9 protein-coding genes are annotated in these 12,010 nt (G+C 73.8%); 3 read left to right on the top strand and 6 right to left on the bottom strand.

From position 1 onward, the window contains the following. Positions 1-20: 20 nt before the first annotated feature. Positions 21-908: an alpha/beta fold hydrolase gene (locus tag K377_RS09465; RefSeq protein ID WP_111662780.1), complete on the bottom strand. Its 888-nt coding sequence runs from the start codon at positions 906-908 to the stop codon at positions 21-23. Between the two features lie 187 nt (positions 909-1,095). On the opposite strand from K377_RS09465, the gene K377_RS09460 reads away from it, so the two are divergent. Beyond that, on the top strand, positions 1,096-3,138 hold the full coding sequence (locus K377_RS09460; protein WP_111662779.1) for a BTAD domain-containing putative transcriptional regulator: 2,043 nt from the start codon (positions 1,096-1,098) through the stop codon (positions 3,136-3,138). A 35-nt stretch (positions 3,139-3,173) separates the two neighbouring features. Here K377_RS09460 and K377_RS09455 read toward each other — a convergent pair whose 3' ends face one another. From K377_RS09455 to K377_RS09440, 4 genes are all read right to left on the bottom strand, one after another. Continuing rightward, complete coding sequence (locus K377_RS09455) at positions 3,174-4,133, bottom strand: DMT family transporter (RefSeq protein ID WP_111662778.1); 960 nt, start codon at positions 4,131-4,133, stop codon at positions 3,174-3,176. Positions 4,134-4,206: 73 nt separating this feature from the next. Continuing rightward, the gene (locus K377_RS09450; protein WP_111662777.1) at positions 4,207-4,701 is read right to left on the bottom strand and encodes a YbaK/EbsC family protein; all 495 of its coding nucleotides are present in this window, start codon (positions 4,699-4,701) and stop codon (positions 4,207-4,209) included. Beyond that, the gene (locus K377_RS09445) at positions 4,698-6,566 is read right to left on the bottom strand and encodes a class II fructose-bisphosphate aldolase (RefSeq protein ID WP_111662776.1); all 1,869 of its coding nucleotides are present in this window, start codon (positions 6,564-6,566) and stop codon (positions 4,698-4,700) included. Before K377_RS09445 ends, K377_RS09450 begins: the two co-directional genes overlap by 4 nt. Next, positions 6,563-8,005 (bottom strand): hypothetical protein, encoded by a 1,443-nt coding sequence (locus tag K377_RS09440; RefSeq protein WP_111662775.1) that lies wholly within the window; start codon positions 8,003-8,005, stop codon positions 6,563-6,565. The genes K377_RS09445 and K377_RS09440 overlap by 4 nt, the downstream gene beginning before the upstream one ends. Positions 8,006-8,380: 375 nt before the next feature. Here K377_RS09440 and K377_RS09435 point away from each other — a divergent pair, with 375 nt between their 5' ends. Both K377_RS09435 and K377_RS09430 read left to right on the top strand, forming a co-directional pair. Next, complete coding sequence (locus K377_RS09435; RefSeq protein WP_111662774.1) at positions 8,381-8,893, top strand: SigE family RNA polymerase sigma factor; 513 nt, start codon at positions 8,381-8,383, stop codon at positions 8,891-8,893. Positions 8,894-8,951: 58 nt separating this feature from the next. Next, positions 8,952-10,250, top strand: a complete 1,299-nt coding sequence (locus tag K377_RS09430) for a hypothetical protein (RefSeq protein WP_111662773.1) — start codon at positions 8,952-8,954, stop codon at positions 10,248-10,250. 4 nt (positions 10,251-10,254) lie between these two features. Here the strand turns inward: K377_RS09430 and K377_RS09425 are convergent, their stop codons facing one another. Beyond that, positions 10,255-11,943 carry a bifunctional 3'-5' exonuclease/DNA polymerase gene (locus K377_RS09425; RefSeq protein WP_111663192.1) on the bottom strand — a complete coding sequence of 563 codons (1,689 nt, stop codon included), beginning with the start codon at positions 11,941-11,943 and terminating at the stop codon, positions 10,255-10,257. Positions 11,944-12,010: the final 67 nt, after the last annotated feature.

Raw genomic sequence — 12,010 nt, 5'->3', positions numbered from 1 at the left:
GAGCCGATCGCGGGAGTCGGTCAGCGGGCGGCGAGCGCCCGGATCTCGGCGGCGATCAGTGCGGGGTCCTCCTCGGCCATGAAGTGGCCGCAGGACACCGTGCGGTGCTCCAGGTCGTCGCTCCAGGCGCTCCACAGGCCCTGCGCGTGGTAGCCGAGGGCGGCGCCCCAGTCCTGCTGAAGGACGGTCACCGGCATGGCCAGCTGGTTGCCCGCCTCCTTGTCGGCGGTGTCGTGGTCCACGTCCACGCCGGCCGAGGCGCGGTAGTCGGCGACGATCGACGGCACGGCCGCCGCGGACGCCGCGAGGTAATGGGCCCGTACGTCGGCGGGGAGCGCCTCCGGGTCCTTGGTCCAGGCGTTCAGGAAGTAGGCGAAGAACGGGTCGGCGGCCGCCTGGATCATCTCCTCGGGCAGGCCGGGGGCCTGGGCCATCAGGTAGAGGTGGAAGCCGACCGCGGCGGAGACCCCGTGCAGGGCGTCCCACATGTCGAGGGTCGGCAGGACGTCCAGGAACAGGGCGCCGGAGACGGTGTCCGGGTGGTCCATGGCGGCGCGGAAGGCGACCAGGGCGCCGCGGTCGTGACCGGCCAGGGTGAACCGGTCGTGTCCCAGTTCGGCGGCGAGGCGTACGACGTCACGGCCCATGGTCCGCTTGGAGTAGACGTCGGGGCCGGTCTCGGCGGGCTTGTCGCTGGCGCCGTAGCCGCGCAGGTCGGGGCAGATGACGGTGTGGTCGGCGGCGAGGTCGGCGGCGACGTGCCGCCACATCAGGTGGGTCTGCGGAAAGCCGTGCAGCAGGACGACCGGGGCTCCCGTCCCGCCGACGGCGGCGTTCAGGGTGACGCCGTCGTCGACGCGTACGCGGTGCTCGGTGAAACCGGGGATGCTCGGGGTTGTCGTGGTCATCGTGGCTCCAGTGGTTCGTGTCTGTTCTCGTGGCAGAGTGGAAAGCTCGGGCCCGCCGTCTCGGCGTTCCGCGTCGTGCACCCAGCCTGTGGGCCCCGGATCAGCGATCGATGAGTGCGTGGACGCGGGGCACCCGCGAAGTGCGGGGTAGCCGCGAGATGCGGGACACCCGCGAAAGGACCCGGGCGTGGGCGTGGAGTTCGGACTGCTGGGGCCGGTGGCCGTCTGGGACGCCGACGGCTCCGCCCTCCCGCTCGGCGCGCCCCGCCACCGCGAGGTGCTCGGACGGCTGCTGATCGCCCGGGGCCGGGTGGTGCCGGTGGGGCGGCTGGTGGCGGATCTGTGGGAGGGCGGGCCTCCGGCGGGTGGCGTGGGTGCGGTCCGTACGTTCGTCGCGGCGCTGCGCCGGGCTCTGGAACCCGGGCGGCCGCCCCGGGAGCCGTCCCGTCTGCTCGTCACCGAAGGACCCGGGTACGCCCTGCGGGCCGGGCGCGAGGCGGTGGACGCCTGGCGGTTCGAGGACACCGCCGCGCGGGCCGCCGAGGCCGCGCCCCACGCCGCCGTCCGGCTCTGGGACGAGGCGCTCGCCCGCTGGCGCGGGCCCGTGCTGGCCGACTTCCCCGACGCCGCGTGGGCCGCCGCCGAACGGGCCCGCCTGGAGGCGCTGCGCCTCGACGCGGTCGAGCGGCGGGCCGACGCGCTGCTGGCGACCGGCGCCGCCCGGGACGCGGTGGCCGATCTGCGGGCCCATGTCGCCGCGCACCCCGGCCGCGAGGACGGCTGGGTGCTGCTGGCCACGGCGCTCGACCGCGCGGGGCGGCGCGGCGAGGCCCTGGAGACGCTCGACCAGGCCCGCGGCGCCCTCGCCCGTGGCTCCGGCGGCGCCCTGGCCCGCGCGGAGGCCCGCATGCTCGGCGGTCGGGCGGACCCCGAACCGGCGGGCGCTGCCGACAGCGTCTGGGACCGGGCGGCGGCGTCCTGGGACCGCTCGGTGCCCGCCCGCTCGCGGGCCCGGCTGCACGCCACCGCCGGACTGCTCCGGGACCTCGCGGTGACCGGACCCGACGGCCTGGAGGAGGCGCACCGGCACCGGCGTGACCTGGTCGCGGCGGCCGAGACGACCGGCGACCCGGACCTGGCCGCCCGGATCATCGGCTCCTACGACGTCCCGGCGGTGTGGACCCGCGCCGACGACCCGGACGGCGCCGGTGAACTGTCCCGGGCCGCCGCCCGCGCCGCCGCCCGGCTCGGCCCGGACGGCCCGCCCGCGCTGCGCGCCAGGCTGCTGTCCGTCGTGGCCGTCGAGTCCCGGGGCGACGCCGCCGCCGACGCGCCGCTGCCCCGCGCGGCCGACGCCCCCGTCGTCGAACCGTGGCGGCTGCGCGCCGAACGCGCCGCCGAGGAGGCCGTCCGGCTCGCCCGGGGCCTGGGCGACCCCACGCTCCTGGCGTTCGCCCTCAACGGCGCCTTCATGCAGGCGTACGCCGCCTGCGGATCGGCCGCCCGCCGCGAAGCCCTCGGCACCGAACTGACCCGGCTCGCCGTCGGCCACCAGCTCGCCGGGCACGAGGTGCTGGGCCGCATCATCCGCCTCCAGGCGCTCGCCGGGCTCGGCGACTTCGCGCAGGGGGACGCCGAGGCCGAGGAGATCGACCGGCTCGCGCACCGCAACGAACGGCCGCTCGCCGCGGTGTTCACCGCCTGGTACCGGGCGCTGCGCATCTGCGAGACCGACGGCCGGCCCGCCGCCCGATCCCCGTACGCGCGTGTCCTGGCGGAGACCGCCGACTGTGGCATGCCCGGGCTCACCCGGGGAGCCGCTGCCCTCGTCGCGCTGGTTCCGGTCATGCGGGGCGACGCCCTGCCGGATCCTGATGACTTCGCGGGCGTGGACCAGGGTCCGTACGGACCCTGGCTCGAACCCCTTCTGCTGGCCGCCTCCGGCGCGGCCGACGAAGCGCGCCGGGCCCTGTCGACGGTGCCCCGGCCGCCGCACGACCTCCTCCAGGAGGCCCTGTGGTGCGTACTCGCCCGTGCCGCCGCCTCCGTGGGACATCTGCCGGTGCTGCGCCGCGCCCGGGACGAACTCGCGTCCGCCGAGGGCGAGTTCGCCGGGGCGGGCAGCGGCCTGGTCTCCTTCGGCCCGGTCGCCCGCCACCTGGCCGCCGTCGACGAGGCACTCGGCGGGCACGCCCCTTCCCCGGCCGGGCCGGCCGACGGCAACCCCTGAGAGCCACCGACCCGGCCCCCCGGGACGCGAGCGGCCTACGTCGTCGGCGACCTGACCTCGGTCGCCCGGTCCTCGGTCGCCCGGTCCTCGATCACTCGGTCCGCGACCGCCGCCCGCCGCCCCCGGACCGGAGTGCCGTGCGCCGTCACGATTCCCGCGATGACCAGCGCCGCTCCCAGCGGCTGGTTCCACGCGAGCTGTTCGTCCAGGAGCAGGATGCCCGCCGTGACGCCGACGACCGGGGTCAGATAGGTGACCGCGGAGGCGTTCACCGCGCCCCACGCCTGGACGATGTTGTTGTTCCACAGGTAGGCAAGGCCGGTGCTGAGGGCGCCCAGGGCCAGCATGGAGAGGGCGATCGGCACGTCGATCCGGGGCATCGGCCGCGCCACCCAGGGCGTCGCCACCAGCATGACGGCCGCGCCGATGGTCACCTGCACGAAGGCGACGCTCACCGCCGGAAGCCCGAGCGGTGTGACGAACCGGCGCAGGTAGACGAAGGCGACGCCGTAGCAGGAAGTGGCGCCCAGGCAGGCGAGCCCGGCCAAGAGTCGGCCGCCGTCCCCCAGACCGCTCGGGCCGATCAGCACCAGGACCCCGGCGAACCCGGCGAACAGGCCCGCCGTGCGGCGCCGGCCGAGCCGCTCGTCCGCCAGAGCGACCGCGCCGACCGCGAGGGTCAGCAGGGGAGTGGTGGCGTTGAGGATGCTCGCCATGCCGGAGTCGAGTCGCTGTTCGGCCCAGGAGAAGAGCAGGAACGGCACGACGCACAGCAGGACGGACACCACGGAGAGCCGCAGCCAGAGCCGGGGATCCCGGGGAACCGCGGCGCGGGTCACCGCCATGACGACGCAGAGCGCCAGCGCGCCCAGCACCAGCCGGGACCACACCACCTGAGCGGGCGTCAGTCCTTCGAGCCCGACCTTGATGAACAGAAAGCTCGAACCCCACGCGCAGGCCAGCGCGACGAACTGAGCCCCGATGCGCACGCGCACGCCGACGCCCCCTCCCCTTGTGAGTTCTGCGTACCGGTCCTTGTTCTGTGCCGGCCCTCGTTCTGTCCGGTCCCTACTCCGCGACGGCTTGGACCGGTGCCGCGATGGATGCCACCGCGGGCGCCACGATCCGTACGTAGTCCTCGGTGGCCATCACCACCGACCGGTCCAGCCGCCCCGCGTTGAACGCGATCTCCTCGTGCGCCGCGAGGAACTCCGCGTCCGCGACGACCGGCAGGTCGCCGGAGAGCGACAGCGGAGGGATGGCGCCGACCACGCAGCCGGTGAGCTGCTCGGCCAGGTCCGAGGGGGCGAAACCGCCCTTGCGGCCCTCGACCGCGGCCACGACCTTCTTCAGGTCCGCGCGCCGGTCGCCCGCCAGCACCGCGAGGACCGCGGGCGACTCGATGCCCTTCACCCGGCACACGAGGGCCTTGGCACCCTGGGACACCTGGGTGCCGCGCACCTCCGAGACCTCTTCGGAGCGGCCTTCGGGCGGGTGCTCCACCACGCGGAACCGGGCGCCCTGGCGGGTGAGGAGGTCGACGATCTGCTCGAACGGACTCAACTGCGGCCTCCCAGGGCCTCTCGGGACGTACGGTCGCGGAGCGGGGCCGCGTAGCGCCGCTCCAGCCGGCTGACGAAGGTGTCCACGAAGGACGGCGGCACCTGGGTCCAGGACCGCCAGTCCCGCGTCGCCTCCGCAAGGTACGACATCCGCCGTAAGTGCTTCCAAGTGCCGTCACCCGTAGGGGAGATGGCGTCCGTGCCGAGATCCACCGGCAGATGGGCGCAGAGCGCCTCCAGGTAGTCGGTGTAGACGCCGCTGCCGAAGTTCACGCGGGCGACCCCGTGCGCCGAAAGCGCCGCGAGGTCGACCCGCGAGAGCGAGGTGCCGCCGTGCACGACGAGAGCCCGGCCGGTGCCCGCCAGTGTGGCGGTGAGGGCCTGGACGAGCCCGTGGTCGATCGCCGCGTACCGGTGCTCGCGCGCCGGTTCGGTGGCGAAGACCTCGTCCCACAGCCCGGTCTTGCGCCGGGTCTTGGCCAGCCGTCGCTCCAGCCACTCCTTCTCCAGGAGGTCGATCAACGGCCGCTGGAACACCGGGACATGGGCCCGCGCCTCCCGGAACACGGCGTCGAGCCGCGGTCCGCCGTCCCGCCCGGCGCCGTCCGCCGCGGCCCGGCGGGCGAGGGCGGCCACCAGCCGGTGCTCGGCCGAGTACCCGGGCAGCCCGGCGTCGTCGAGACCCTTCTCCACGCGCGCGCAGGCCTCGGCGAAGGCGTGCAGGTCGTCTCCGGTGGCCCGGTCGTCGAGCAGGCCGACGTCCGCCAGCGAACGGCGGGTGGCCGCGAAGCCGTAGTCGAAGCTGTGGAACTGGCCCACGTGCGCCCCGACGAGATCGAGATCGGTGTTCTCGACGAACCGGGTGAAGTCGCTCGTGGTCGTCTTGTTCCACTTGCGCAGCCCGGCCCCGTCGATGGAGCCGATCTCGCCCTCGACCAGGACGCCGTAGCGCCGCGCCAGTTCGGTGGCGGCGTTGGTGAACAGCACGTTCTGATGGAGCGTACGGCCGGATCCGTCGACCATCACCGAGTCGAATCCGGCCTCGCAGGCGGCCTGGATCACCTCGTAGTCGTCCGCGTGGTCGAGGTGCAGCGACAACCGGGACCCGACGACGGTGTTGAGCCGGTCGACGTCCTGGCGCAGCGTGTGGAAGACCTCGGCGACGGCCCGGGCGGGCCCCCGGCCCGCGCTGTCCGCGAGGAACAGCAGGGCCTCCTGCGGTGAGATCTCGCAGTACACCTCGCGCCCGGTGCGCGCCGACAACAGCGCGTACGGCAGCAGCATGGACGGGTGCTTCACGTTGAAGTTCGGCATCGTCCCGGCCCATCGGGCGGGCACGGCCGCCGGACGGTCGGCCCGCGGGATGCCGGGACGGCTGTTGCGCAGTTCCCAGTGGCACTCGTGCCGTACGCGCTGGACCTCGGCGAGGAAGTCGGGCAGGTCGGTGTCGCCGGGCGACAAGGTCCGCACCAGCGGACCGAGGGCGCGGGGGTCCAGGGCCCGGCGGTCCTCGACCATGAAGACCACGCCGAGCAGCGGGTCGTCGCGGCGCAGCGCCTCGGTGCGGCGCGCCGCCCATGCCATCGCGGCCAGGCCGCTGACCGGCAGTTCCTCGCACACGAACGCCACCGACTGGGCGGCGAGTGTGTCGAGCACCCGTTCGCACGACAGCCGCTCGTCGGCGATCACGGTCCGCAGGCCGAGCCGTTCGAGCAGTGCTCGGGCCCAGTGGGTGTGCCAGACCTCCGCGCCGATCACGGCGTGCGGGGCGTCGGCGCGGCGCCGCCCGGTGACGACGGCCCGAACGCCGGGAGGCAGGGGCGGCGGAGGCGGGGCGGAGACGTCCGCCGGGGGAGCGCTGCTCACCGGAACACCTCCCCGAGGAGCCGGGCCGCGGCCGGCGAGTCCACGTGGGCGTCGAAGGAGTAGGCGAGCCGGTCCAGGGGGTGGTGCCGGAGCAGATCGGCGACCTCGGCGCGCACCGCCGCGGGCTCCGCCCGGCGCAGCACCACCTTCGCCACCAGCCGGGCCACCTCCCGCATCTCCGCCTCGCGCATCCCGCGCCGGGTCATCGCCTGGACGCCGAGCCGGAGGCCGTGCAGTCCGTTGGCGCCCGGCACCTCGATGTTGGTGGTGCGGATGCCGGCGCGCGCGAGATCTCCCAGGGACAGCCGCAGCGCGTCGGCGGCCGACCCCGTGACGATGTGCACCTGGTGCGTCTCGGTGAAGCCGAAGGACTCCCCGGAGACCCGCACCCCCTCCTCGTGCAGGGCGTGTGCGAGCGCCGTGGCGTTGGCGACGATCTGACGCGCGTAGTCGTGGCCGTAGAGGGCGATCTCGGACAGGGCCACGTACATGGGGGCGATCAGCTCGGCGTGCGAGTTGCTCTGCATCCGGGGGCAGACCCAGTCCGAGATCGCCCTGAGCTTCGGGTGGTCGGCGTCCCGGAAGGCGATGTACGCCTTCTGCGGCCCGGCGATGGTCTTGTGCGTGTTGCCGTGCACCGCGTCCGCGCCGAGCAGGGCCGGCTGCGGCAGCGCGCCGCCCGCGATCAGGGCGCCGTCGTGGCTCGCGTCGTAGGCGAGGAAGACGCCCTCGGGCAGCGCGGCCCTGATCTGCGCCAGCGGCTGCCAGCGGAGTTTGAACGACTGGTCGAGGATGACGAGCTTGATCTCCGGGTGTTCGGCGCACAGGGTGGCCAGCCGGTCCACATCGATGAGCAGGGTCCGGTTGACCATCGGCAGGTGGTAGGTGTTGACGCCCGCCGCGGCGGCCAGCGACTCCAGCGCGAAGTGGCCGCCGTCCTTGTGCGCGAAGTGCACGAAGCCGTCGCCCCGCCCGCAGGCGCCGAGAAGTACGGCCTGCTCGGCGACGGAGCCGCCGTTGGGCCGCCAGTCGAAGGTGGCCGCCTCGAAGAGCTGCCGCCCGATTCCGGTCAGCTTTCCCACCAGGGACGCGTTCGCCCCCGAGTCCGGGAAGGCCCACTCGCCCGCCTCGGACGGGTACGGCGGGGCGAACTCGTAGAAGCCGCCCTGAAGCCCGCTGCCGAGCATCCGGACCAGCCTGCTCGGGTAGTTCTCGCTGGCGGTGAGGCTCAGGTGCTGCTCGCGGTAGGTGTTGTCGAGCACGAAGTCCGAGGCGAGCCGCTCCAGCAGGTGCGCCACCCGGTCGTCCGGGCGCACCGGGCCGAGGACGTCGCCGTGCTCCTCGGCGGCTTCCTCGACGATCTCCTCCGCCTCGGCTGCCGCCGCCCGGGCCTCGGCGTCCGCCAGCCCTATGTCCCGGCCCTGTTCTGCCACCTGCATGAAAACAACCCCCCGGTCGCCCGTCGAAAAAGAACGGCACTTTTCTGGCCGCGGTGAATGTACGAGGGAGATCGGCGGAGGCCGGTCGGGCGGTGGCTCGAATTCGATCCGCCGAACACCGGGTTCCGCCCCGCCGTGCCGCCTGGGTAAAAGCCGTGCGGCCGTCGCGCGGGGTGAGCGTGGAACGGGTGAGGTTGGCGCAAAAGGTGATCTGCCGGTACGGAATTGGAGATTCCGTCACGGGGGAATCGGTGCCGGACATCCGGATACCGGGACGGGGCATCACGGGCCGCTGTCCGCGTGTTCCGGCTGCAACATTTCCCGGGGCCGTCGCATCAGTACGGGTGTAGGCGCGACGAAGGGGGAGCGGGCCGGATGAGGCGGTCGCTTGATGGGGCGTTCCGGGAGTTCGCCGAGGGGAGATCGGGGCAGCTGTTCCGGTCCGCCTGCCTGTTGACCAGCGGGGATGTGCATCTCGCCGAGGATCTTGTGCAGGAGACCCTCGGGAAGATGTACGTCGTCTGGGCGCGGCCCGCGGTGCGGGGCGGGAATCCGGCGGCGTACGCGCAGACCGTGCTCGTACGGACGTTCCTCGCGCACCAGCGGCGGCGGTCGGCCGGGGAGCGGCCGTCCGGTGATCTTCCGGAGAGGGCGGCGGCGGGGGCCGGTGACGCGTCCCTGCGGCTGACCCTGCTCGACGCGCTGCGTGGATTGCCGCCGAAGGACCGGGCCGTGGTCGTGCTGCGGTACTGGGAGGACCGGTCGATCGAGGAGACCGCGGACGCGCTGCATCTCAGCTCGGGCGCCGTGCGCACCCGCAGCAGCCGCGCGCTGGCCCGGCTGCGTGAGCAACTCGGCGGCAGCATCGGGGAGTTCGCCGCGCGGTGAGCCGCGCGCCATCACGTACGTACGACGGACGACAGGCTGATCTGGAGAGGGTGGCGAGATGGGCGCGGACGCGTTCGAGGAGAAGATCGGCGGGGCGCTGCGGCGTACCGGGGAGGGGTTCGTCGCCGAGGACCGGGCGGCGCTGGTGGAGCGGGGGATGCTGAGCGGGCGCCGGAGGCTGCGGCGCAGGCGGGCCGGTGCGGTGGGCGGGAGCGTGGCGGCGCTGGCCGCCGTCGGGCTCGGGGCCTCGTACGTGGGCGGGGCGTTCGACTCCGTCACCGTCGAGGAGCAGGGGGTGGCGGCTCGGCCCGGCGCGACCGCTGCCCAGAGCAAGGAGCAGAGCAAGGAAGGGAGCAAGGAGAAGGCCGGGAAGGCGCACGGGGCGGGGCCCGCCGTCTCCTCGGAGAAGATTCTCGGCATACTCCAAAAGCTGCTCCCCGAAGGGAAGTTCAGCGGTCAGGAGGGGCGGGGGACGGGCGAGCTGCCCGGTCCGTTCGCGCACCTCGTGTACGACGACCGGCACGGCAAGGCCGCGATCGGTGTGAGCTTCGGCGCCGTCGACCCGGACGGCGCCGGTGTCGCCGAGCAGCTGAAGTGCCCGGACAAGTCGTTCGTACCGTACGACGAGTGCGGCAACGAGAAGCTGTCCGACGGATCGCGGCTGATGCTGATGCGCGGTTACGAGTATCCGGACCGGCGCGTCGACACCAAGTTGTGGACGGCGTTCCTCGTCACGCCCGAGGGGTACACCGTCACGGCGAGCGAGTGGAACGCGCCCGCGGAGAAGGACGCCGCCGTCACCCGGCCCCGGCCGCCGCTCAGTATCGCGCGGTTGCGGATGCTCGTACTGGCCGAGGAGTGGCGGCCCGTGCTGCGCGCCCTCCCCGCCGCGCCCGAGGAGCCGCTGTCCCAGCCGCCCGCCCAGGGGCTCGACCAGGCGTCGATCCTGACGAAGCTCACGTCGCTGCTGCCCGGCCGGGTGAAGGTGACCGGTCAGGGCGGGCAGGACGCCGAGTACGCGTACGTGATCGTCGACGACGGCAAGGGCGCGACCCTCGTCCAGATCAATGTGCAGCCTCACATGAAGGACGCGGAGAGCCAGCTCTTCGGGAGCGGTACCGAGGTGCGGCCCGACGGCACGAAGGTCGTCACACGTCAGGGCGACGGGGACGACAAGGGCGGGGCCGGGATCGTGATGTGGACCGCCGACACGATCCGCCCGGACGGGCTGCGGGTCGCGGTCTCCGCCTTCAACTCCGGTGCGCAGGACAAGGACGCGACGCGTCCCGAACCGGCCCTCACCATGGCGGAGTTGAAGGCCATCGCGCTGTCGGAGAAGTGGCGGGCGGGCGAGTAGGCGGTCACTTCGCGTCGGCGTAGCACTCCACCGTCGCCACCGTGAACGGGAACCGCACCGGCGTCTGCCCGAACGTCAGGCGTCCCGCCAGGCCGGAGGCCGACCGGATCGCGTCCGCGACCCGGTCGGCCTCCTCCTGCGGGCAGTGCACGATCACCTCGTCGTGCTGGAAGAACACCAGCTCGCCCGCCATGCCGTCGAGCTCTCGGCGCAGCGCGGCCAGCATCAGCAGCGCCCAGTCGGCGGCGCTGCCCTGCACCACGAAGTTACGGGTGAAGCGGCCGCGCGCCCGGGAGTTCGACGAGGCGTAGCCGTACGTGGACGAGGACGCGGAGGACGGTCCTTCCGGGTCGTCCTGCGGGATGCCGGCCTCCTCCTGGTCCGCCGCGTTCACCGCCGGGGGACAGGTGCGGCCCAGCCAGGTGCGCACCAGGCGGCCCTCCTCACCGGCCCGGGCTGCCTCGTCCACGTAGGCCACCGCGCGCGGGAAGCGGCGGCGCAGCAGTGCCAGGTTCTTCAGGCCGTCGCCCGACGTCTGGCCGTATATGGCGCCCAGCACCGCGATCTTGGCCTGGCCGCGGTCGCCGGAGAACGCCTTGTCCGAGACCGACTGGTACAGATCGCCGTCCTGGGCCGCGACCTCCATGAACGCCGGGTCGCGCGAGATCGCGGCGAGCACCCTCGGCTCCATCTGCGCGGCGTCCGCGACGACGAGCCGCCAGCCGGGGTCGGCGATCACCGCGCGGCGCACCACCTTGGGGATCTGGAGCGCGCCTCCGCCGTTCGTCGTCCAGCGGCCCGAGACCGTGCCGCCCGGCAGGTACTCGGGTCTGAAGCGGCCGTCCCTCACCCAGTCCTGGAGCCAGGACCAGCCGTGCGCGGTGTAGATCCGGTACAGCTTCTTGTACGCGACGAGGGGCTTCACCGCCGGGTGGTCGACGGTCTCCAGCTCCCAGCGGCGGGTCGACGTCAGCTTGATGCCCGCCTGCGCGAACGCCTTCACCACGTCCGCCGGCAGGTCCGGGCGCACCCGTCTGCCGAACGCCGCCGAGACCTCGTCCGCCAGCTCGGCGAGGCGGCGCGGTTCGCCGCCGCCCGCGTAGCGGTCGCCGAGCAGTTCGGTGAGCAGGGCGCGGTGCACGTCCGCGCGCCACGGCAGGCCCGCCGCGTGCATCTCGGCGGCGACCAGCATGCCCGCGGACTCGGACGCCGTCAGCAGGCGCAGGCGGTCCGGGTGGGCGGTGGTGGTGTGGCGGCGCTGCTGGTCCGCGTAGACGTCGAGGAGGTCGGTGAGGGGGACGTCGACGGGTGGGCGGGGTTCGAACAGGGAGGACTGGGAGGCGGGGTCCGCCGTGCGTGGGGGTGGGTCCGGGGGGACGGGGCCGCCGCGGAGTCTGGCCAGGGCCGCGGCGGCCGAGCGGGGTTCTCCGTGTCTGCCCTCGTGGGCGAGGAGGAGGGTTTCGGCGGCCTCGATGTCGTAGCAGCGGTCGATCTTGATTCCGGCCGCGAGGAGGCGGGGGTAGACGGTGTGGGTGTCGCGCCAGACCCAGCGGGTGGCCTCCGGCCTGGTGCGGACGGCTTCTTCCAGGTCGGGTTCGTGGGTGACCGGGGCTTTGGGGCGGCCGTCCGGGGCCAGCGGCGCGATGTCGGCGCCGCCGTGCTCGGTGGGGGCCAGGGCCCAGCGTTCGGTCATGTCGCCGAGTGTCACATCCGGGACTGACAGCGGCCCGAGCCGATCGTTCGCCCGCGGGTCGCGTCGT

Source organism: Streptomyces sp. PsTaAH-137 (assembly GCF_003259365.1).
Taxonomy (GTDB): Bacteria; Actinomycetota; Actinomycetes; order Streptomycetales; family Streptomycetaceae; genus Streptomyces.
Note: the sequence above shows the minus strand (reverse complement) of the source record. Positions and strands in the feature narration are given on the sequence as shown.